Origin of the sequence: Bowdeniella nasicola (assembly GCF_001907295.1) — a bacterium.
Classification (GTDB): Bacteria; Actinomycetota; Actinomycetes; order Actinomycetales; family Actinomycetaceae; genus Bowdeniella; species Bowdeniella nasicola.
The window spans coordinates 13,676-34,154 of sequence record NZ_MQVR01000013.1 but is presented as its reverse complement, the minus strand read 5'-3'; the positions used below and the strand labels follow the sequence as shown (position 1 = coordinate 34,154).

Here is a 20,479-nt window from a genome sequence, read left to right as displayed (position 1 = left end):
ACGGTCCGTGACGTACGGGCGCGCGCACCTAGCGAGTCGAGCGCGAGCGCACGTCAACGAGCCGGTTTTTCACGTTTTTGGAAAACTCTCGCAGCTTGCCACTGCGCGCAGCGCCGTCTTGCATTCCGGAAAGCTCGAGGTATTCGAGGTGTTCTTCAAAGCGCGCGAGCACATCATCGGTCAGCTGCTCGCGCGTCGCGCCGAGCACGTCGTAACCGAGCGAGCCCGTCGGACCGAAAACCTCGAGCCGGTAGTAGACGCGCGAGAGCGGCTCCATCGCGAACGCATACGAGGGCATCGGCCGCGAGATCGGCTGCACGCCGTAGATGAAATCGCCCCCGGCCAGCGGCACGACGAGCTCAACTTCCGGCAGCTTGTGCACGAGCTGATCGTCGACGGCATCGACGACGTCCACACCGCGCACCTCAAGCAGCACTCCATCCGAACCCTCCCCATTGCCGGACATGGTGTGGAGCATCTGCCCGACGTCCGCGAGGGTCGGCTGGACTACCTCGATCACGAAATCACGCACATCATCGTCATCGGCGTAGGTGACGGCATAGCTGAGTCGCTGCGCGAAGGATCGGTCGATGCCGAGCGCCGACGCCCCGGCCTCGCGCGCGGAGGCCCGCGCCTTCTCATCCTGCAGCGAGCGCCACAGTCCCACCATGGCCAGCACGAGCACGACGGAGAACGGCAACCCGATGATGACCGTCGCCATCTGCAGCGTCGGAATCCCGCCGACGACGAGCATCGCGATCGTCAGGATGCCGGTCGTCAGCGCCCAAAAGACGCGCGACCAAGCCGGCCCATCGCGGTGCGCTGCATCGACCTTCGAGGTGAAGGTTGACATGACGAGGGCCGAGGAGTCGGCCGACGTGATGTACAGCAGCAGGCCGACGACGGAGGCCACCCCGGCCACGAGCGGCGCCGCCGGATAGAGCTCGATGAGCTGGTAGAAGGCGCGCTCCGGCGTGTTCATCGCCGCCTCGCCAAAGGCCGCGTCGCCGCCCATGACGATCTCCAGCGCGGAGTTGCCAAAGATCGAGATCCACAGCGCCACGAACATGAACGGCACGGTCAGCGTGCCGAGCACGAACTGACGAATTGAGCGCCCACGCGAAATCCGCGCGAGGAACAGCCCAACGAACGGCGCCCACGCCACCCACCAGGCCCAGAAGAACAGCGTCCACAGCCCGAGCCACTCGGTCGCGCCGTCGAACGCATAGGTATCCATCGACAGTCCGAGGAAGCTCGTCGCGTACTCCCCGACGTTCATAATGAGCGCATCCATCAAAAACGCCGTCCGGCCGGTAATGAGGATGTAGCCGAGCAGCACGATCGCGAGCCCGACGTTGAACTCGCTCAGCCGCTTAATCCCCTTATCGACTCCGGAGACGGCCGACCACGTCGCCACCCCGACGGCCACGGCGATGAGCGCAATCTGCGCGGGCAGCCCCTCGGAAACCCCAAACAGCAGGGACAGACCATAGTTCAGCTGCACGACGCCAATACCGAGCGATGTGGCAACCCCGAAAACGGTGCCGAGCATCGCAGCGACCTCGACGCTGTGCCCCGCGACCCCGTGCACGCGCTTGCCGATGATCGGATAGAGCACCGCGCGGATCGTCAGCGCCATCCCCTTGCGGTAGGCGAAATACCCGAAGCACATCCCCATGAGCGCATACATCGCCCAGCCGGTGATGCCGTAGTGGAAGATCGTGAGGACGACGGCCTGCCGAGCCGCCTCGATCGTCTCTCCGCTGCCCGCCGGCGGCGAGTAGTACTGCAGCACGGGTTCGGCGACGGCGAAGAACAGCAGGTCGACGCCGATGCCCGCAGCAAACAGCATCGACGCCCAGGAGTACCAGGGGTACTGCGGGCGCGAGTGATCCGGACCGAGCCGCACTTTTCCGAACCGGCTCGCCGCAACGACGATGACGAAGACGACGATCGCCGTCGCGAGCCCGATGTACCACCAACCGAGGTTCTCGCTCACCCAGGCAAGGGCAGCGGTCAGCACGGTTTCGGCCTGGCCGGGCACGAGGATCGCCCACAGCGCGATCGCGAGGATTCCGCCGCCAGAGGCAACGAAAACCGGCCAGTTCACCGCGGAACTTTTGACCGTTCCTTCGATGTAGTCGTCAACAGGTTCATGGACAGGGGTCTGGATCACCCGCCTAACCTAGCCCACGTTTCTCGCGTTTCCGCCTCCGGGCCGCCAATTTACGGACCAGACGGCATTCTTTGTCCGTTTCCGGAAAACCGTCATTACACAAAATGTCAAAGCTACTTGACACACGACGACGACGGGAGCACACTAGGAATGTCAAGCTCCCTTGACACAAAAGGACGGAAGATCATGACTCAGCCAGCACCCCAATCGAGCGCACAGTTCTTAGGCCGCAAAATTCTTGCCGTACTCCTCGGCATCGCGGCCAGTATTGCTGACGGCTTCCTCACCGCCTACCTTCGAGGCGGCGAGAACCGGTGGCTCATCATCATTGTTTTCGCCGCGGTCACCGCGCCATTCCTCATCGCTTTAGCGTGGGTACTGCTCGTCCCAACCCCCGCCGCCGATGAGCACGGCGAGGACACCATCGAGCAAGTCTGGTACCGCGACGCAAGCCAAGGCGCCCTCCACGACCTCGTTGCTGCCGTCGGTCTCGCAACCGCAGCCCTTGTCATCACCAACGTCGATATCTCCGCGACGGCGGTGCTGCCGATCATCCTGGTGTTCGCCATGCTCGACGTGGTCGTCCGCTACACGGTCGCCAAGCGCCGGATGTCCTAATGCAGAACTCGCTCACGACCCTGCGCAAGGAGCGCGGCATGACCCAGGCAGACCTCGGCACCCTCGCCGGGGTCTCCCGGCAGACGATCGTCTCGATCGAAAAGGGCCACTTCGACCCTTCACTCCCGCTCGCGTTCCGCCTCGCCGAGATCTTCGAGTGCCGCATCGAGGACATCTTCACGCCCGACTGACCTGATTCCGAGCGATCCACCTGGTTAATGTGGGACTGACAATCGAACTAATGAGACCACGTCGAAGGACAGGAATGGTTCAGACGAGTCACTCGCGGCGCGTGACGCACTATGCGTGATCTCCTTGCAGGATTCGGATCGGATAGACGGTTTCTTTACCCGTCCTGGCAGCGAGAGATTCGAACTGTTCGACGCTTTCGACGGTCGCTCGGGGCAAACTCACCCCGTTTTCGATATCGACGGGTTCATCGCTCGTAATGGCACTCCCCCGTTGCCCGGAGAGCTGGGTTGCGCCGTCAGTCATTATCTCGTCCTGCGCGATTTCGTCATGCGTTCGGAACGCCCCGACGACTACCTCGTCGTTGCGGAAGATGATATTCGACTGACCGCCGATTTCGTCCCCGTGCTCGACAACGTTCTGCGGCGTCCTCGCGAACTGGAGATGGTTCTCCTATCCGATTCCTGGGGAACCCCACCCGGATCCGGTAAGAGCCGTCTCGACTCCGGTTGGCCATGGACTCAACCCATTCCGGTATCTCCTCGCGCGTTTTCGGAACACAGCATGGGGAGCCATGCTCTATCGCAACGATGCAGCAGAAAAGTATCTCGCACATGTCGAACGGCAGGGAGGAATCTCCTGGGTCGCGGATGACTACAAAGCTTGGGCACTGCCGTGCCAGACCTCTCCGGAACAGAACCCAAAATCCCGCCAGTTTCCGAGAGCGCCTTGCGCCGCGTACTCGTTTAGCCTACCTACAAGACGAGCTCCTCGCGACCATCGACGACCTGCGTCGTAAACGTTAGAGCACTACCACTTGTCGTGGACGTGCTCCTTGATCATCGAGGAGTAGAGCGCGGCGAGTTCCTCATCGACGCCATTCGGCAACGCTGGCAAGGAGCCTGCCGCGGCATTCGCCTTGGCCTGCTCGGCATTGCGTGCCCCGGGGATGACGGTAGAGACACCATCGCGGTCGATGAGCCAGCGCAGTGCGATCTGGGCGGGGGTGGCGGACTCGAACTCCGAGTAGTCGCGCGCCAGCTCGGCGGCGATGCCGGAAAATTTTTTCGCGGCCGCGACACCGACGTCGTAGGGCACGCCGGATGTTCCATGGCCCCAGTTTAGGCGCGGGGTTGGCGTCCTAGCAGCTCGGCGAAGTCGACGCGAGGGCCGGTGAAGAACGGGATCTCTTCGCGCACGTGGTGGCGGGCCTCGACGCCGCGCTGGTGACGCATCGCGTCGACGAGCCGGTTGAGGTGATCGGCCTCAAACGACAGCACCCACTCGTAATCGCCCAGTGCGAATGCCGACAGCGTCGAGGCAAGCACGTCGGGGAACTCGCGGCCGGAGATGCCATGTTCGGCCAGCATCTTCGCACGCTTTTCCGGCGCCATCGTGTACCACTCATACGAGCGCACGAACGGGTAGACGCAGATGTAGTCGCGCGGGCCGAAGTTATCGAGAATCGCGGGGATATGGCCGCGGTTGAACTCGCTCGGGCGATGTGTGGAGACGACGGACCACACCGGCTCGAAGTACCCCATAAGGAGGTTGCGCACCTCGTGGTAGGCGGCCTGCAGGTCGTCGACGTCCTCGCCGTGGATCCACATCATGATGTCGGCGTCGGCGCGGAACCCGGAGACGTCATACCAGCCGCGCAGGGTGACGTTCTTGGTCGCGGCGGCGATGCCGTCGATGAGCTGGGCGCGGTCCGCGTCATCCGCGGGCAAGGCGTCGGTCAACGCGAAGACGGCGTGCAGCGAGAAATAGTCGAGCTCGTTCACGTCCTTGCGGTTCGCGCGCGGGCCGTCGCGGTGATCGCGTACCGAGGCCGAGGGCTTCTTCGTAATGTCCATAGCTATTCTCCTCTTAGTCGGCGCCGCAAACAGTCGGGCGCGGAGCGGGGGCGTGGGGGTGGATGACGGCTGCGCAGCAGCCGGGGCGGCAGCGTGCGGGCCAGGGGCCGAGGTCGCCGGCCTCCGGATCGAGGACCTCGCCGCGGGCCTGGGCGGCCGTTTCGGATAGGACGTGTGCGAGGGAGGCGACGAACCGCTCGTCGGTGCCGACGGTGGCGGCCCGACGATAGGCGAGGCCGAGGTCGGCAGCCGTCTCGGCCGCTTCCACGTCGAGGTCGAAGACGACCTCCATGTGGTCCGACGTGAAGCCCATCGGTACGGCGACGACGCTTCTTACGCCCTGCTCTTTGAGCTCGGCGAGGTGATCGTTGATATCGGGTTCGAGCCACGGCACGTGCTCCGGGCCGGAGCGCGAACAGTAGACGAGATCCCACGGCACCTCGCGCCCGAGACGCTCCGTGAGCCGGGCGGCGATGACCTCGCAGACCTCGAGGTGCTGCTCGACGTAGGTCGGCGGGCCGGAATTGGTGTTCATCGACGTCAGGATAGAGTGCGTGACGAACGCGATATGGGCGTCCTCGCCGAGATCCTGGACGGCCGCCTCGGTCGCGTCGGTCGCCGCGTCGAGGAAACCGGGCGTCGTGTAATACGGGCGCGCCTTCGCAAACGTCAGCTCGATGCCCGCCTCCGCGAGCGCCGCCGCGGCAACACCGAGATCCTCACGGTACTGCCGGCAGCCCGAATACGACGCATAGGCCGACGCGAGCAGCACGAGAATGCGTGACGCGCCCTCGGCGGCGAGCTTTTCCAGCGTGTCCTTAATGAACGGATGCCAGTTGCGGTTGCCGATGACGACGGGGGTGCGCGAACCGCGATCGGCGAGCTCGGCCGCGAGCGCATCGCGCAACTCCGCATTGCGCTCATTGATCGGTGAAACGCCGCCAAACCGGCGGTAGTGCCCCGCGACCTCAATGAGGCGCTCATCGGGCACCCCGCGCCCCGCGGTCGCATTGCGCATGAACGGCAAGACGGCTTCCGGGCCGTCGGGCCCGCCGTATGTCACGTAGAGGACAGCGTCGAAGGGGGCGAGAGGATCGGTCATTGCTGCTCCGAGCTTCCGAGGTCTGCGAGGTCAATGCCCGTCACCGGGCAGGAGGTGCTAGATTCTCCGCCGAACAGGCGGGCGCGGCCGCAACCGTCGGCGCCGGCGAGCGCGCGCTCCCCCAGCTGCGCCTCGATCCCGAGGACGGCGTTGAGGGCATCGACGTATTCCGCGGCGCGGCCGGCGTGCGCGGCATCGTGCGCGCGCGACGTGGGGATGTGGGCCATGCGGGCGGCGAGCCGGCGCAACGCCTGGACCGCGGCCTCGCGCGGGATGACATCACCGGCAGGCAGGCGGTCGAGTTCTTCGTCGACGGCATCCGAAACGAGCGCACGCAGAGCGACGATCGCCGGGTCAAGCCGACGCTGATCGAGCTCCCGCGCCAGCTCCGCGGTGCCCTCGCGCACGAGATCGACGGCGCGCGCGACCTGATCGAAACCGACATCGGGCACGGCGCTCTGCACGTCGGCCAGATCGATGACCCGCACGCCATCCAGCTCCCGCACGTGCGCCTCGACGTCGCGCGTCAAGGCCAGATCGAGGATGACGAGCTCGCGGTCATCGCGCATGGCCAGCGCCGCATTCACCTCGGCCGTCGTCAGCACCGGCGAGCCGATGCCCCGGCAGGAGACGACGAGATCCGCGTCGGCGAGCGTCTCGAGGAAGGCCTCGTGCGGCACGGCCTTGAGGTCATGACCCGCAGCGAACTGCTCGGCGCGCCCCGAGGAGGAATACACCGACACATCCATGGCGCCGCGCTCATGCAGCGCCGCGACAGACGCCCCCGCATACGATCCGGTCCCGATGAGCAGGACGCGACAGTCGGCCAGCGGCGGCTGCCCCTCACTCGCGACGGTGAGGCCGACGCCGACGACGCTGCGCCCCGCAGACGCGAGCCCGGTCAGGTGCGCGACCTTCCGCGACGTGCGCAGCGCCGACTGCACGGTGCGATGAATGAGATGAGACGCCGTCCCCTCGCGGCTCGCCACGGTCAGGGCGCGGCGCAGCTGCCCCGAGATTTCCCGTTCGCCGACGACCATCGAATCGAGGCCCGCTGCGACGTCAAAGATATGGGTGACCGCATCGGCCAGGTGGTGGGCTCGCGCGCCGACGGGGGCGCGCTCCTCATCGCCCGCATCCTCGTGGGCGGTGAGCTCGGACTCGACGTACGCGTCGAGATCCTGCCAGCTGATGGGATCGCGGGCTTCATCGACGTCCAGCAGCAGTTCGACGCGGTTACACGTCGCCAGGGTCAGGGCACCGCGGATCGGCAGCGGTGACGCCACCGCACGGCGGGCCAACCCTGCCACGGCAGGTGTCACCCGCTCCACTCCCGCAAGGCCGTGCGCGCGATGGTGCACGGAGTAAAGATGAAGACCCACAGTTCAGCCATTGAACCACACCTGGCGCCCCGAGTTATCCACGATGTGTCTACACCCGGGACGCTCGCTGTCGACACCACACCCTCACGGTTGAATCGCGATCTGATGCCGACGCGGCGTCGGAAAAAACGGCCGCCTCCCGGCCAGTTATCCGTAAGCTTCCTTAAGTTAGTCAGGCCACCCAAACTCGGGATTTTTGCCCGCGTCGGGCACAATAGAGCCGTGACTGACTCTGCCGCCGACCCCGTTGTCGACAAAACCGCTGACCCGATGTTGACATCTTTGCTCGCCGCCGCGCGCGGCGAAGTCCCCGCCCGCATCCCCGTCTGGTTCATGCGCCAGGCCGGACGCTCGCTGCCGGAGTATCACGAGGCGCGCGGCACGACGGGCATGATCGAGGCCTGCCTCATGCCGGAGCTCGCCGCCGAGATCACGTGCCAACCGGTGCGCAGGCATGACGTCGACGCGGCCGTGTTCTTTTCCGACATCGTCGTGCCGATGAAACTCGCAGGCGTCGACGTCGAGATCGCTCCCGGCGTCGGACCCGTCTTCGGCGAGGCCACCAACTCCCCCGAGGCGATCACCCGTCTCACCTCCCACCGCATCACCGACCTCGAGCCGATCACGCGCGCCGTGCAGCTCGTCGTCGCGGAGCTCGGCGCCCGCCCCGTCATCGCATTCGCCGGCGCGCCCTTCACGCTCGCCGCCTACCTCGTGCACGGCCGGCCGTCGAAGGACCACCTCGCGGCCCGCGCGCTCATGCACGCCGACCCCGCCGCGTGGGACGCCCTCATGAGCTGGTGCGCGGACCGGTCCGCCGAATTCCTCCTCGCCCAGCTCGGTGCCGGCGCGCGCGTCATGCAGCTGTTCGACTCCTGGGTCGGCTCGCTGTCGGAGGCCGACTACCGCGCCCACGTCATGCCGTACTCTGCCCGCGTCCTTAACCGGGTCGCCGAGGCCTTCCCCGACGTGCCACGCATCCATTTCGGGACCAACACCGCGCACCTGCTGCCCGCGCTCGGCGAGGCCGGCGCCACCGCCGTCGGCGTCGACCACCGCACCCCGCTGTCGGAGGCCAATGCGCTGCTGGGCGGGCGCTATGTCCTGCAGGGCAACCTCGATCCCGCGCTGCTGTTCGCGGGCGAGGAGGCACTCCAGGCCGCGGCCCGGCGCGTCGTCGCCGAAGGCTCCACCGCCCCCGGGCATATCGTCAACCTCGGCCACGGCGTCCCGCCGAACGCCGACGCGCAGGTCCTCACCGACCTCGTCGCCTACCTCCACTCGCTGCCGGTGCCGACACGATGACCGTCGTCGTCGGCGGCGGCATCGCCGGGCTGATCGCCGCGTGGGCGCTCGCGCGCGCAGGCACGCGACCCCTCCTGATCGAAGCGCGCGGCTACACCGGCGGCCTCATCGCCGGCCTGCCGGTCCCCGGCACGGACATCGTCGCGGATATCGGGGCCGAATCCTTCGCAACGCGAGGCGGCCACGTCGCCCGCCTCCTTTCGGAACTGGACCTGCCCTCCGCGCCGCCCGCCGGCCGGTCCTGGGTGCTCGCCGACGACGGCCGCGCGATCCGCATCCCCGCGGGCATCCTCGGCATCCCCGGCTCGCTCGACGACCTCACCGATGCCCTCACCGACGACGAGCTCGTCATCGCCCGAGCCGACCTCACGATGGGACCCGACGCGGGGGCCGACTGCGCGGACCTCGCGTCCTTCGTCACCGCCCGCCTCGGCGCCGCGGTCCTCGACAAGCTCGTCGCCCCCGTCGCCGGCGGCATCCACTCCGCGCCGCCGAGCAAGCTTTCGGTCGACGTCGTCGCCCCGGGCCTACGCGCCGCCACCCGCGACCACGGCTCGCTGTTGCGCGCCGTGGTCGCCCTGCGCCACCTGCCGACCCCGCCACCCGTCGTCGAACAGGTCGTCGGCGGCATGCACCGCCTGACCGCCACCCTCGCGCGCGAGATCGAAGCCGCGGGCGGCGAAATCCGCACCCGCACCGGCGTCAGCGCCCTGCGTCCCGACGGCGGGCGCTGGATCCTCGACGTCGCTCCAATGACACCGGCCCGCGGCCCGGAACTCGTCCGCGCGGGCGAGCCGACCGAGCTCGCCGCGGACCGCGTCGTCCTGGCCTGCTCCGGTCCCCAGGCCCTCGACCTCCTCGCGACCGCGATCGGCGTCACCCCTTGGGACATGCCCACGGGCTCCCCCATCGCGCACCTCACGATGCTGCTGCGCGCCCCAGGCCTCGATTTCGCACCCCGCGGCTCCGGCATGCTCACCGCCCCCGGCGCGCCCGCCCGAGCCAAAGCCCTCACCCACATGAGCGAGAAATGGCCGTGGCTGGGCGACGCGCTGCGCGCCGAGCTCGGCGCAAGCCATCACCTCGTGCGGATGTCCTACGGCAGGCACGACGAGCCCTACCCCGAGCCCACCGTCGCCGCCGCGCTTTCCGACCTCACCCGCATGACCGGCGTGGAGCTGACCGCCGACGACATCCTCGCCCATCGCCTCATCCGCTGGGATGGCACGCTCGCACCACCAACCCCGGCGCACCGCGCGGCCGTCGCAGCCCTCGCCGACCGCCTCGCGAACGTCCCCACCCTTGCCGCGACCGGAGCTTGGATCGCCGGCTCCGGCATCGCCGCCATCGTCCCGCACGCCCGCGCCGCCGCAGAAAAGGTTTGCCCCGCATGATCCGGTTAGGTACCCGCTCCTCCGACCTCGCGCTCACGCAATCGACGTGGGTCGCCGACCTGCTGCGCGAGCGCGGCCTCGATGTCGAACTCGTCCCGATCACGACGACGGGCGACCGCTCCCGCGCCCCGCTCGCACTCATGGGCGGCGTCGGCGTCTTCGCCGCGGCCCTGCGCACCGCGTTGCTGAACGGCGAATGCGATCTGGCCGTCCACTCGCTAAAGGACTTGCCCGTCGCGCCCGTCGAGGGCCTGACGATCGCGGCCATTCCGGGCCGTGAGGATCCGAGCGACGTGCTCGTCCTCGCCCCCCACCTGAGAGAGCTTCCCGAGGGTGCGCGCATCGGCACGGGATCCCCGCGCCGCGCCGCGCAGGTGCGCGCGCTCTACCCGACGTGCCAGATCGCCGACATCCGCGGCAATGTGCCGACGCGCATCGCCCGGGCGACGGACGGCGACCTCGACGCGGTGGTCCTCGCGACGGCGGGCCTGAACCGCCTCGGCGACCGCCTGGCCGACGTGCTGGACGACCGCACCGTGCTGCCGCTGCCGATCCTCCCGGCGGCCGCGCAGGGTGCCCTGGCGGTCGAATGCCGCACGGCCGACGCCGAACTCCCGGCCGCCCCGGCGACACACCCGGAACTCGCGGAAGCGCTCGCAGCGATCGACGACGCGGCGGCCCGCGCCTGCATCACGGCCGAGCGCGCGGTCCTCACGGAGCTCGAGGCCGGCTGCGCCGCCCCCGTCGGCACCCACGCCGAGCTGACCGACGGCGACCTCACCCTCACCGCCGCCGTCTTCGCGCCCGACGGCTCCGCCTCCGTCACGGCGACGATGACCGGCCACCCGTGGGACGCGGCCGCAATCGGCCACGACCTCGCCCGCGAGCTCCTCGACCAGGGCGCAGCCGACATCGCCGACATCGGAGCCACGCTCGGCCGCCACCGCCTCGACGCGCTCCCGGCGCTCGCCCCCACCGCCGCCGGCGCCCTTACCGGCCGTACCATCCTCGTCCCGCGCCCCGAGGACGACCGCATCGTCGACGCGATCCGCGCCGCCGGCGCCGCGGTCATCGCCCACCCGATGACGCGCATCGAACCCCTCGACGCGGACGTCTCGGCACTGCGCAGCCTGCTCACCCCCGACGCTGCCCCGATCACGCACGTCGCGGTCACGAGCCCGCGTACGGTCGAGCGCCTCGTCGGCCTCGGCCTCATCGAGCAGATCCGCGACGTGGGCCTCATTGTCTCGGCGGTCGGGCCCGCGAGCACCGCGGCCGCCGAAGCCGCGGGCCTCACGGTGACGATCCGCGGCACGCACGATGCGGCCACCCTCGCGACGGCCATGATCGACGCGAGCCTCCCTGACCAGCCCACCGCCGGCATCCCTGACCAGCCCCCCGCGGCCACCCCACATGCCTGGCTGCCGGCCTCGGCGCTCGCCTCGGACACACTCGCCGACGCACTCACCGTCGCCGGCTGGCAAGTCACGCGCACGCCGCTGTACACCTCGCGCCCGGTCGAATCTGTCGACCAGGATGTCGCCGACGCGTGGCGCCGCGGCCTCATCGACGCGGTCGTCATCACCGCACCCTCGGTCGCCGACGCCTTGCGCCACCACCTGGGCCACGCGGGCCCGGGCACGGCCGTCATCGCGATCGGCGAGCCGAGCGCCCACGCCATCCGCGCCGGCGGCGGCATCCTCGCCGCGACCGCCACCGAACCGACCCCCGCGGCCATCGTCGCCGCCCTGTCCACCATCGCCAAGGACTAATCATGCTCATTCGCCCCCGCCGCGCCCGCACGACCCCAGCCATGCGCCGCCTGACCCGCGAGCTCGAGGTCCGCCCGAGCCAGCTCATCCTGCCCGCCTTTGTGCGCGATGGCCTCACCGAACCCGTCGACATCCCCTCGATGCCGGGCGTGCAGCAGCACAGCCTCGACTCCCTCGCCGCGCTCGCTAGCGCCGTCGCCGACGCGGGCCTCGGCGGCATCATGCTCTTCGGGGTGCCCGACGAGGCCGATAAGGACGCGACCGGCAGCTGCGGAATCCGCGCCGACGGCATCCTGAACCGCGGCCTCGCGCGCGTGCGCGCGGAGGTCGGCGACGCGACGGTCGTCATGGCCGACACGTGCCTCGATGAATTCACCGACCACGGCCACTGCGGTGTCCTCACCAGCGATGGCCGGATCGATAACGACGCTACCGTCGAGCGCTACGTGCAGATGGCGGTCTCGCAGGCCGACGCGGGCGCGCACGTCGTGGGCCCGTCGGGCATGATGGACGGCCAGGTGGCAGCGATCCGCGCGGGGCTCGACGACGCGGGCCACACCGATGTCTCGATCCTTGCCTACAGCGCGAAATATGCCTCGGCCTTCTTCGGCCCGTTCCGCGACGCGGTGGGCTCCTCGCTGCAGGGGGACCGCCGCACCTACCAGCAGGATCCGGCCAACCGCCGCGAGGGCGTGCGCGAAACGGAGCTCGACATCGCCGAGGGGGCCGACACGGTCATGGTGAAGCCCGCGGGCTATTACCTCGATGTGCTGGCCGACGTGGCCGCGCTCAGCCCGGTTCCCGTCGCGGCCTATCAGGTGAGCGGCGAGTACGCGATGATCGAGGCGGCGGCCGAGCGCGGCTGGGTGGACCGCGAGCGCATCATCGCCGAATCGCTGACCTCGATCGTGCGCGCCGGCGCGGACATGGTGCTGACCTACTGGGCGCTCTCGGCGCCGGCCTACCTCGCCGCCAGCTACGAGTAGTTATCCACAGAACGCAGCTACCCCCTACCGCCGCGCCCGCATCTCGGCTTCACTGAGTCTCACCGCTTGGACCAGCAGAGAAAGGAGCGCGGCCATGAATCCCTTGACCGACGCGGACCTCACGACGCTCCTCGATGATGCCGCCACGTCGATGCCCGACGCCTTCCGCGCGCGCTGCCGCAGCTACCTCGACGCGGTCGACCGCCAGGGCGCGCGCACCCGCGCCGAGCAGGACGCACTGACGAAGAAGCTCTCCCACAACAAGCGCTTCTTATCGTTTCGAGGCAATAAGGTCGACGGCTTCACGATCCGCGGCCACCTGCCAGGCGCGTTTGCGGATGTGGTGCGCAGCTGGCTCGCGCGCGAATCGACGCAGCTGGCCCGCGCGGCCCGCGCGAAGGGCGCGCCGACGCGCGACCTCGACGCACTGGTCTCCCTAGCCCGCAAAGCCACCGGCGCAACCAATCCGCAGCACGACGCAGCCCCCACTAACATCCCGCTCCCGGGCCTGGAGGCGCCCACGCCCTCGAAGCATCAGCCCAAAAATCCCTCTACCGAAGGGCTTTGGGCCCCCGCGGGCCGCATCGCCACCTCCGGACGACGCCAAAGCTTCGTGATTCTCTCCCGCAGCTGCCCGCTACGCCGACGGCGGCTGCCCGCAGCAGTGGGCTGCGCAGTAATACGATGGCGTCATGACCGGCAACGACTCTTTGTTCACCCGCGCCAAGTCCGCCATCCCGGGCGGGGTCGATTCCCCCGTTCGCGCCTATGGCTCCGTCGGCGGCACGCCGCGCTTTTACACCTCGGCCGTCGGCCCCTATATGACCGACGTCGAGGACACGCGCTATACGGACCTCGTCTGCTCGTGGGGTCCGGCGCTGCTGGGTCATGCGCATCCCGAGGTCGTTGCCGCCGTGCAGGAGGCCGCGGCCAAGGGGCTGAGCTTCGGGGCGCCGACGGAAGCGGAGGTCGAACTCGCCGAGCTCGTCACGGCGCGCGTCCCGTTTTGTGAACGCGTCCGGCTCGTCTCGACGGGCACCGAGGCGACGATGACGGCGATTCGGCTCGCGCGCGGCGCCACCGGTCGCGACCTCCTCGTGAAGTTCGCCGGCTGCTACCACGGCCACTCCGACTCGCTGCTCGCCGAGGCCGGCTCGGGCATCGCGACGGCGGGCCTGCCGGGCTCGGCGGGCGTCCCGGAGGCGATCGCCGCGCAGACGCTCGTTCTGCCCTATAACGACGTTGACGCGCTCGAAGCCGTCTTCGCCGAGCGCGGCAGCGACATCGCCGCCGTCATCACCGAGGCGGCGCCCGCGAACATGGGCGTCGTCCCGCCCGCGCCCGGCTTCAACGCCGCCATCCGCGAGCTCACCGCAAAGCACGGCGCACTCATGATCCTCGACGAGGTCCTCACCGGTTTCCGCGTCGGCCCCGCCGGCTGGTGGGGCCTTGAGCAGGCCGAGGTGAACGCGGCGGGAGACTCGGCTGCGAGCTGGACGCCGGATATCGTCACGTTCGGCAAGGTCGTCGGCGGTGGAATGCCGCTCGCCGCGCTCGGTGGCCCCGCGGCCATCATGGACCTGCTCGCGCCGCTCGGCCCCGTCTACCAGGCCGGCACGCTCTCGGGTAATCCGCTCGCGACCGCCGCCGGCATCGCGACGCTGCGCCTGGCCAACGATGCCGTCTACGCCCACGTCGATCGGGCCGCGGAACGCATCCGCGGCGCGCTCGGCGAAGCCCTGGCCAATGCGGGCGTCCCGTACACGATCAACCACGCGGGCTCGCTGTTCTCCGTCTTTTTCGGCGACGGCCCCGCCGCCGATGGCGTCGAGAACTACGCCGAGGCCAAGTCCCAGGACGTCGCCGCCTACGGCCGGTTCTTCCACGCCATGCTCGACGCCGGCGTCGCCCTGCCGCCGAGTTGTTTCGAGGCCTGGTTCCTGTCCGCCGCCCACGACGAGGCCGCGCTTAGCCACATCGAAGACGCCATCCGCGAGGCCGTCGGGGCGATCTAATGCGGCTCGCGTTCATCTCGCTGCACACCTCCCCGCTCGCCGAGCCGGGGCGGGCTGACGCGGGCGGCATGAACGTCGTCGTCAGCCGCGCCGCCCGCGAACTCGCGCGCCTCGGGCACCACGCCGACCTGTATACGAGGCGCTCCGATCCGGAGACGCCACGCGTCATCGAGGTCGAGGAGCGGCTGCGCCTGATCACGCTCGATGCGGGTGAGCCAACCCCGCTCGCCAAGAGCGAGATGGAGCAGGCAATCGCGCCGTTTTCGGCGGCGCTCGATGAAGCCATCGGCGAGGTAGACCTCATCCACTCGCATCACTGGTTCTCCGGCGTCGCGGCCCTGCCCGTCGCCAGGCGCCTTCGCATCCCGCACGTGCAGTCCTATCACTCCGTCGCCGCCCCCGCGGACGCCGCCTCGCTCGCGCTCGGTGAGCAGTCCGAGTCGCCGGGCCGCATCGCAGGCGAGCGCGCGATCGCCGTCGGCTCCGACCTCGTCGTCGCCGTCTCCCAGGTCGAGGCCGACACGATCATCGAGCGCTACGGCATCGCCCCGGAGCGCGTCCGCATCGCCCGCCCCGGCGTCGGCGTCGAGTTCTTCACGCCGCGCACCTGCCCACCGCCGGAGCATCCCTATCTGCTGTTCGCCGCGCGCCTGCAGCCGCTCAAGGGCGCCGACCTCGCGCTGCAGGCCTTCGCGGGCATCGACGACGCCGAGTTGCGCCTCCTGCTCGCCGGCGATGCCTCCGATGATTTCGGCGATTATCCCGCGACGCTGCGCACGCTCGCCGCGGACCTCGGCATTGCCGATCGCGTCGAGTTCGTCGGCGCCTGCACCCGCGACCGCCTCGCCTGCCTCATGCGGGAGGCGACGCTGTTCCTGCTGCCGAGCTGGTCGGAGACGTTCGGCCTCGTCGCGCTCGAATCGCAGGCGAGCGGCGTGCCCGTCGTCGGCTGGAGCGGCGCCGGCGGCCTGAAGGAGGCCGTCGCCGATACCGGGCTGCTGCTCGATACGCGCGACGTGGCCGTTTGGGCCGAGACGATCAACCGCTTCCTCGCCGATAGAGCCTGGCAGGAGAGGGCGAGCGCCGCCTCGCGTGATTTCGCCTGCGCTCACACGTGGCGCCACACCGCCGACGCCCTGCTCGCCGCCTACCAGGAGGTCCGCAATTGACGTCTAACACCCCACAGCTGACCCCCCTCGCGATGCTGGAAAACGCCCGCTGCGTCATGTTCGCGCATGCGCATCCCGACGACGAATCCCTCGCGACGGGCGCGCTCATCGCCCATCTGGCCGGACGCGGCGTGCGCTGTGTGCTCGTCACGGCCACACGCGGCGAACGCGGCGAGATCCGCCCCGGCATCACCGATGAGCGCCCCCTGATCGAGATCCGCGAAGACGAGCTCGACGCGGCCTGCGCGGCCCTCGGCGTCGCCGATCGCGCCTTCCTCGGCCAGGGATATCGCGACTCGGGCATGCGCTGGCTCGCTCCGGGGCTGGCGGGCCCGGCCGCGGACGCCGACCCGGGATCCTTCACGGCCCGTCCCGCCGCCGACGCGCAGGCGGACCTCGTCGAGCTCATCGACGCCTTTTCCCCCGATGCCCTCGTCAGCTACGACGACGCCGGCACCTACGGCCATCCCGACCACGTCCACCTCCATCATGTCGCGAAGGCAGCCGCCGCGAGCGCCCACGTGCCGTTCATCGAAATCTGCTCCGATACCAACGATCCCAGCTGGGTGGACCTGCCCAAGACCGTAGGCGCGATCCGCGCCGCGCTCGCGAGCTATGCGTCGCAACTGGAAATCGTCGGCGAGACAGCGCCGCGCCCCGGCATCCAGGTCCGTCACGTCGGCGGCCAACTCCAAGACGTCCACGCTGGTGTCGCACTGCGCTGAAAGGCGCGCACGCGAGCGCCGATTCGGGCAAGAATAGGACCATGCAGAATCCAGCCGACTGGTCGCCCATCGTGACCGAGAACCTCATGTTGCGGGCCCCGACGTCCGAGGACAAGCCCTCGATGACGAAGCTGCACTCCGACGCCCAGACCTTCATGTACCACCCGCTGCCGGTGGAGGTGGCGCGCAGCGTCGTCGGCCGCCGCTACGATGACGCCGTCGCGCACTGGCGCGAGCACGGTTTCGGCTTCTGGGTCGCGACCGACCGGCAGGATCCGACGCGCGTCGTTGGCATGTCCGGCGTCCAATTCCGCACCTTCCACGACCGCACGGCCCTCAGCCTCTACTACCGCTTCGAGCCCAGCATCTGGGGCAAGGGGTATGCGACGCAGGCCGCGCGAGCCGCCATCGAGCTCGCGCGCAAGCATCTGCCCGACTACCCGATCGTCGCCCTCACCGTCCCCGCGAACGTGCCCTCGCAGCGCGTCGCCGAGAAGGTCGGCCTCACCCACAATGAGGCCCTCGATACCCCGCAGGAGACGCACGGGCGCAAGTTCACGCACATCTATTTCACGCAGAACTGGTAATGGCCGTCATCGTCTCGGGGCTCGCCGGTCTCGACGACGTTCTGATAAGCGGGGGTCGCCTCTTCGCGCTGTATTGGCCGCGGCTGCTCGCGCTGTTCTTCGCCGGCCAGGCGCTGCGCAATGGCGTGCTGTGGCTTGCGGGTAAGGCGTCGCTCGTCTCGCCGACGCTTGCGGTGACGATCCTGCCGTTTGCGCCGCTCGCCACGCTCGCCTCGCTCGCCCTCATGCTGCGTATCCTCTCGCCCGCGCTGCCGGCCTTCCGCGAGCTCGTCGTCGGCCCGCGCCGCATGCGGTGGCGCTCCAACCTGCAGGCGAGCGCGATGGCGCTCGTGCCCTTCCTCGCCGTCTACGCGTCCAACGGCCTGCTCAAGGCCGACCTCGAGCGCTATCGCTTCGACCAGACGGGCGTCGTCTTCTCCGCGCTCGGCCAGGCCGACTACCTCTCCGACTCCTTTGACCGCATCGCGCTGCCGACGTCGGGCGTCATCGTCGTGATCGTCCTTATCGCGCTCGCCGCCCGCAAGTTCATCGCCATCAAGAAGGTCGCCGACGCGTCCGCCGCATGGGCCGCCGTCTCCGCCTATCTCGAGGCGCTGTGGATGACGGCGCTCGTGTACGTGTTCACCGCGCGCATCGAGGAGATCAAGATGTGGGTGATGAACCGGCAGGTCGTCGACGATATCGCAGCGTGGTGGACCACGCTGCAGGATACCTACAGCCATATCCTCGCGCCGTTCCGGTTCGTCGGCGGCCTCATCTCATCCGCGGGCTCGCTCATCATCGTCCCCGTCGCCTGGCTCGCGATCGGCGCGACGATCTACGGCGCGAAGCTCGCCAAGGGCGACCCGATCCTCACGCACGAGATCGACACGAAGCGCATCCAGCGCATCCCCTCCCCGGTGCGGCGCGCCGCCAAGCATGTCACCTCGCCCGTCGTGACGCCCGTGAAATCGACCTTCGACGCGATCAGCAAGGTCGCCGCCGCGGGCCTCATCCCGATGGCGCTATTCTGCGTCATCTTCACGTTCACCGGCTGGCTGCGTGTCGGCGTCGACTATCTCGCGCGCCTGGCCATTGGGCCGCAGCCGACGTCGCTGCAGTTCGCGCTCGACCCCTATGTCGCGCTTGCCGAAAACCTCGTCTACTTCGTCACGACGATCGTGCTGCTCGCGGCCGGCGTCAACCAGGTGGTGCTCTCCCAGCGCGAGCGCGAGGCCAAGGCCGCCAAGGAAGATGCGGCCAACGCGGAGGCTGCCGAGGCGGCGGCCCAGAGCTAGGGCGCCGCGTCGAACTCGACGTAGTTCGGCGTATCCCAGTACAGGCGCACCTTCGCGGGCTTCACGCCGTCGGGCATCGCGACGCCGATCGTCGAGCGCCATGACCCGCCCCGCGGCTCCGGCGAATCCATGAGCTCACCCGTGAACCGATCGAGGATCGGCCCCTCCTTGCCCGGCACGAGGCACGGATCGCGCGGGATCGGCGGCGGCGCCCCCGGCGCGGGCTTGAGCGCCGCGCGCGGCCGGTAGATGCGGCCCTCGGCGTCGAGCACCTCGAGCGTGCACCCGTCGGCGGTCATCGTCGCGGGCGCCGTGAACTCGAAGCTCACCGCCCACTGCGCGGCACCATCCACCGGGACCTGCCCGTGCAGCTCGCCCTGCTCGGCGACGCTCACGAGGCGCACGCCGATCTCGCGTTCATAGGTCTTGCCGGCGACGCGGTAGCTGGAGCGGTACGTCGCGGAATCACCGTCGACGGGCAGCGCCTCGCTCGGGCGCGCCGACCAGTACGTGTCGGTCAGGCGATACGAGCTCGCGAACACCGCGGCCGCTGCGAGCGGCAGCAGCACGATGAGCGCCAATCCGTTGTTGCGCCACCAGCGGCGCTTGCCGTGGCGCGATGCGCGCGTTTCTTGCTGGGGCGCGGGCGTCTCCTGCTGCGTCATGGCTTCCTGCCTAGGTAGCGCGTCGCCTCAATCTCGACGGGCTTCGCGCCGGCGATGAGTGCTTCTGCCTGCTCGGCCGTGATCTTCAGGTCGATGAGCGCGTACGAGTCGCCGCCTTTGGACGGCGAGGCATAGACCGCGAGCTTGCCGCCCGCGAGCGCCGTCGGCGGCATCTCAATCACGACCGTGCACGTCACCGGCAGGCCGACCTGCGCGCTGCCGCAGTTGTTGATGCGCGGCCCCGGCTGCGAGCCGCCGTACTCCTTGCCGTCGCCGCCCACGTACGAGATCGGCGCGACGATGGGCGCCTCGCCGTTCGTATCGAAGGTGAGGTCGACGAGCGCGAAGACGCCCGGCGTCTTCGCCGTGCGCCCGAACTGGCTGATTTCGGAGGCGACACGGACGTTATCGGCGCTCACGCGGCCGGTGCGAATCTCGACGGGTTGCGCGATCTCGCCCGCGATCGGGAACGGCTCGAGCAGGATGTCTGAGCGCGTTGGCAGATACGAGTTGATGACCGAGCCGACCGCGAACGCGGCGCCGAGGATCGCGGCCGTGACCAGGCCTGCGGTGGAGATGCGTGCCATCGCTACCCCTTTTCCACCGGCAGACGCCCGAGCGTCGAGCCGAGCCGGTAGATCGAGCGGCCATCAAGCGTCGAATTCGCCTTCGCCGCGTCCTTCACGATGATGTCGACGTCGTCGGAGGTGAGCGGCTTCGTCAGCTGCCAGACCACGTCGACCTCGGTTGCGAGGCCCGGCTGGAAGGCGCCCTGGCCGAGCCCATCGATCACGCGATTGACGCTCGGATGCGGCAGCAGCGTCGCGACCTTCGTGCCGTCGTCGCGCGCCTCGAGCATGCCGGAATCCAGCAGGTGCGTCGCGAAGACGCTGTCCTCGATGAGGCGGTCGGTCGTATTCGTCGCGGTCAGGCGCGCGACGATACAGCCGTGCTCGCCGCCGAACACGTGCTCGGGGCACGTTGCGGTGTGTTGGGCGCGCGCGAAGACGAGCGTGAACGGGCCGGCGGTGAAGTCCTTATCGAGTTCGATCAGCGGGAACTCCGATTCTGCCACCTGCGTGGCCTTCGACCAGCCGCCCGTCGCCGCGACGACGCCGATCATGATCAGCATGGCCGCGAGCACGACGTTGCCAGGCTTTAAGAAGTCCTTAAGCAGGCCGTAGAGCCGCGCCAGGCGTTCCGTGCGCGAGGGCGTGTCACTCACGCTTGAATCGTACGACGAAACAGGGCTGGGAAATCG

21 protein-coding genes are annotated in these 20,479 nt (G+C 69.1%); 12 read left to right on the top strand and 9 right to left on the bottom strand.

Going from position 1 to position 20,479, the window contains the following annotated elements; all coding sequences use genetic code 11:
* Nucleotides 1–28 precede the first annotated feature (28 nt).
* On the bottom strand, nucleotides 29–2,110 hold the full coding sequence (gene betT / locus BSZ39_RS03625; protein WP_245792413.1) for a choline BCCT transporter BetT: 2,082 nt from the start codon (nucleotides 2,108–2,110) through the stop codon (nucleotides 29–31).
* A gap of 252 nt (nucleotides 2,111–2,362) precedes the next feature.
* On the opposite strand from betT, the gene BSZ39_RS03620 reads away from it, so the two are divergent.
* The 3 genes from BSZ39_RS03620 (at nucleotide 2,363) to BSZ39_RS14975 (ending at nucleotide 3,637) form a co-directional block, all read left to right on the top strand.
* Nucleotides 2,363–2,794 carry a hypothetical protein gene (locus BSZ39_RS03620; protein WP_073716029.1) on the top strand — a complete coding sequence of 144 codons (432 nt, stop codon included), beginning with the start codon at nucleotides 2,363–2,365 and terminating at the stop codon, nucleotides 2,792–2,794.
* Nucleotides 2,794–2,985: a helix-turn-helix transcriptional regulator gene (locus tag BSZ39_RS03615; protein ID WP_073716028.1), complete on the top strand. Its 192-nt coding sequence runs from the start codon at nucleotides 2,794–2,796 to the stop codon at nucleotides 2,983–2,985. The genes BSZ39_RS03620 and BSZ39_RS03615 overlap by 1 nt, the downstream gene beginning before the upstream one ends.
* A gap of 115 nt (nucleotides 2,986–3,100) precedes the next feature.
* On the top strand, nucleotides 3,101–3,637 hold the full coding sequence (locus BSZ39_RS14975; protein ID WP_073716027.1) for a glycosyltransferase family 25 protein: 537 nt from the start codon (nucleotides 3,101–3,103) through the stop codon (nucleotides 3,635–3,637).
* Between the two features lie 156 nt (nucleotides 3,638–3,793).
* Here BSZ39_RS14975 and BSZ39_RS03605 read toward each other — a convergent pair whose 3' ends face one another.
* Genes BSZ39_RS03605 through BSZ39_RS03590 form a run of 4 tightly spaced genes read right to left on the bottom strand, consistent with a single transcriptional unit; the run spans nucleotide 3,794 to nucleotide 7,323 of the window.
* Nucleotides 3,794–4,081, bottom strand: coding sequence for an aldo/keto reductase (locus BSZ39_RS03605; RefSeq protein WP_073716026.1), 288 nt, complete (start codon nucleotides 4,079–4,081; stop codon nucleotides 3,794–3,796).
* A gap of 23 nt (nucleotides 4,082–4,104) precedes the next feature.
* On the bottom strand, nucleotides 4,105–4,839 hold the full coding sequence (gene hemQ / locus BSZ39_RS14530) for a hydrogen peroxide-dependent heme synthase (RefSeq protein WP_073716025.1): 735 nt from the start codon (nucleotides 4,837–4,839) through the stop codon (nucleotides 4,105–4,107).
* Between the two features lie 13 nt (nucleotides 4,840–4,852).
* Nucleotides 4,853–5,941, bottom strand: a complete 1,089-nt coding sequence (locus BSZ39_RS14525; RefSeq protein WP_073716024.1) for a ferrochelatase — start codon at nucleotides 5,939–5,941, stop codon at nucleotides 4,853–4,855.
* The gene (locus tag BSZ39_RS03590; RefSeq protein WP_073716023.1) at nucleotides 5,938–7,323 is read right to left on the bottom strand and encodes a glutamyl-tRNA reductase; all 1,386 of its coding nucleotides are present in this window, start codon (nucleotides 7,321–7,323) and stop codon (nucleotides 5,938–5,940) included. Before BSZ39_RS03590 ends, BSZ39_RS14525 begins: the two co-directional genes overlap by 4 nt.
* Before the next feature lie 222 nt (nucleotides 7,324–7,545).
* Here BSZ39_RS03590 and hemE point away from each other — a divergent pair, with 222 nt between their 5' ends.
* Genes hemE through hemB form a run of 4 tightly spaced genes read left to right on the top strand, consistent with a single transcriptional unit; the run spans nucleotide 7,546 to nucleotide 12,780 of the window.
* Entirely contained in the window at nucleotides 7,546–8,628 is a 1,083-nt protein-coding gene (hemE, locus tag BSZ39_RS03585) for a uroporphyrinogen decarboxylase (RefSeq protein ID WP_073716022.1), read from the top strand.
* The gene (locus BSZ39_RS03580; protein WP_073716021.1) at nucleotides 8,625–10,022 is read left to right on the top strand and encodes a protoporphyrinogen/coproporphyrinogen oxidase; all 1,398 of its coding nucleotides are present in this window, start codon (nucleotides 8,625–8,627) and stop codon (nucleotides 10,020–10,022) included. Before hemE ends, BSZ39_RS03580 begins: the two co-directional genes overlap by 4 nt.
* On the top strand, nucleotides 10,019–11,794 hold the full coding sequence (gene hemC, locus BSZ39_RS14895) for a hydroxymethylbilane synthase (protein ID WP_073716020.1): 1,776 nt from the start codon (nucleotides 10,019–10,021) through the stop codon (nucleotides 11,792–11,794). Before BSZ39_RS03580 ends, hemC begins: the two co-directional genes overlap by 4 nt.
* Nucleotides 11,795–11,796: 2 nt before the next feature.
* On the top strand, nucleotides 11,797–12,780 hold the full coding sequence (hemB, locus tag BSZ39_RS03570) for a porphobilinogen synthase (RefSeq protein ID WP_073716019.1): 984 nt from the start codon (nucleotides 11,797–11,799) through the stop codon (nucleotides 12,778–12,780).
* Between the two features lie 49 nt (nucleotides 12,781–12,829).
* Here hemB and BSZ39_RS13385 read toward each other — a convergent pair whose 3' ends face one another.
* Nucleotides 12,830–13,039 carry a hypothetical protein gene (locus tag BSZ39_RS13385; protein WP_143180352.1) on the bottom strand — a complete coding sequence of 70 codons (210 nt, stop codon included), beginning with the start codon at nucleotides 13,037–13,039 and terminating at the stop codon, nucleotides 12,830–12,832.
* Between the two features lie 433 nt (nucleotides 13,040–13,472).
* Here BSZ39_RS13385 and hemL point away from each other — a divergent pair, with 433 nt between their 5' ends.
* From hemL to BSZ39_RS03545, 5 genes are read left to right on the top strand one after another with little or no spacing between them, the layout of a single operon-like run.
* Entirely contained in the window at nucleotides 13,473–14,795 is a 1,323-nt protein-coding gene (gene hemL, locus BSZ39_RS03565) for a glutamate-1-semialdehyde 2,1-aminomutase (RefSeq protein WP_073716018.1), read from the top strand.
* On the top strand, nucleotides 14,795–15,964 hold the full coding sequence (locus BSZ39_RS03560) for a glycosyltransferase (protein WP_073716017.1): 1,170 nt from the start codon (nucleotides 14,795–14,797) through the stop codon (nucleotides 15,962–15,964). The genes hemL and BSZ39_RS03560 overlap by 1 nt, the downstream gene beginning before the upstream one ends.
* Nucleotides 15,961–16,689: a PIG-L deacetylase family protein gene (locus tag BSZ39_RS03555; RefSeq protein ID WP_222842851.1), complete on the top strand. Its 729-nt coding sequence runs from the start codon at nucleotides 15,961–15,963 to the stop codon at nucleotides 16,687–16,689. The genes BSZ39_RS03560 and BSZ39_RS03555 overlap by 4 nt, the downstream gene beginning before the upstream one ends.
* A 41-nt stretch (nucleotides 16,690–16,730) precedes the next feature.
* Nucleotides 16,731–17,276, top strand: a complete 546-nt coding sequence (locus BSZ39_RS03550) for a GNAT family N-acetyltransferase (RefSeq protein WP_073716015.1) — start codon at nucleotides 16,731–16,733, stop codon at nucleotides 17,274–17,276.
* Nucleotides 17,276–18,553, top strand: a complete 1,278-nt coding sequence (locus BSZ39_RS03545) for a hypothetical protein (RefSeq protein ID WP_073716014.1) — start codon at nucleotides 17,276–17,278, stop codon at nucleotides 18,551–18,553. The genes BSZ39_RS03550 and BSZ39_RS03545 overlap by 1 nt, the downstream gene beginning before the upstream one ends.
* On the opposite strand, the gene BSZ39_RS03540 is transcribed toward BSZ39_RS03545, so the two are convergent.
* From BSZ39_RS03540 to BSZ39_RS03530, 3 genes are read right to left on the bottom strand one after another with little or no spacing between them, the layout of a single operon-like run.
* On the bottom strand, nucleotides 18,550–19,218 hold the full coding sequence (locus BSZ39_RS03540) for a hypothetical protein (protein ID WP_073716013.1): 669 nt from the start codon (nucleotides 19,216–19,218) through the stop codon (nucleotides 18,550–18,552). The two genes, BSZ39_RS03545 and BSZ39_RS03540, sit on opposite strands and share 4 nt — an antisense overlap.
* The gene (locus BSZ39_RS03535; RefSeq protein WP_073716012.1) at nucleotides 19,215–19,805 is read right to left on the bottom strand and encodes a hypothetical protein; all 591 of its coding nucleotides are present in this window, start codon (nucleotides 19,803–19,805) and stop codon (nucleotides 19,215–19,217) included. The genes BSZ39_RS03540 and BSZ39_RS03535 overlap by 4 nt, the downstream gene beginning before the upstream one ends.
* A 2-nt stretch (nucleotides 19,806–19,807) precedes the next feature.
* Complete coding sequence (locus BSZ39_RS03530; protein ID WP_073716011.1) at nucleotides 19,808–20,443, bottom strand: hypothetical protein; 636 nt, start codon at nucleotides 20,441–20,443, stop codon at nucleotides 19,808–19,810.
* Between the last annotated feature and the right edge of the window lie 36 nt (nucleotides 20,444–20,479).

Coding starts and splice junctions, on each gene's coding strand:
- BSZ39_RS03620 (WP_073716029.1), top strand. CDS start 2,363: ATGACTCAGCCAGCACCCCAATCGAGCGCACAGTTCTTAGGCCGCAAA.
- BSZ39_RS03615 (WP_073716028.1), top strand. CDS start 2,794: ATGCAGAACTCGCTCACGACCCTGCGCAAGGAGCGCGGCATGACCCAG.
- hemQ (WP_073716025.1), bottom strand. CDS start 4,839: ATGGACATTACGAAGAAGCCCTCGGCCTCGGTACGCGATCACCGCGAC.
- BSZ39_RS14525 (WP_073716024.1), bottom strand. CDS start 5,941: ATGACCGATCCTCTCGCCCCCTTCGACGCTGTCCTCTACGTGACATAC.
- BSZ39_RS03580 (WP_073716021.1), top strand. CDS start 8,625: ATGACCGTCGTCGTCGGCGGCGGCATCGCCGGGCTGATCGCCGCGTGG.
- hemC (WP_073716020.1), top strand. CDS start 10,019: ATGATCCGGTTAGGTACCCGCTCCTCCGACCTCGCGCTCACGCAATCG.
- hemB (WP_073716019.1), top strand. CDS start 11,797: ATGCTCATTCGCCCCCGCCGCGCCCGCACGACCCCAGCCATGCGCCGC.
- hemL (WP_073716018.1), top strand. CDS start 13,473: ATGACCGGCAACGACTCTTTGTTCACCCGCGCCAAGTCCGCCATCCCG.
- BSZ39_RS03560 (WP_073716017.1), top strand. CDS start 14,795: ATGCGGCTCGCGTTCATCTCGCTGCACACCTCCCCGCTCGCCGAGCCG.
- BSZ39_RS03550 (WP_073716015.1), top strand. CDS start 16,731: ATGCAGAATCCAGCCGACTGGTCGCCCATCGTGACCGAGAACCTCATG.
- BSZ39_RS03545 (WP_073716014.1), top strand. CDS start 17,276: ATGGCCGTCATCGTCTCGGGGCTCGCCGGTCTCGACGACGTTCTGATA.
- BSZ39_RS03540 (WP_073716013.1), bottom strand. CDS start 19,218: ATGACGCAGCAGGAGACGCCCGCGCCCCAGCAAGAAACGCGCGCATCG.
- BSZ39_RS03535 (WP_073716012.1), bottom strand. CDS start 19,805: ATGGCACGCATCTCCACCGCAGGCCTGGTCACGGCCGCGATCCTCGGC.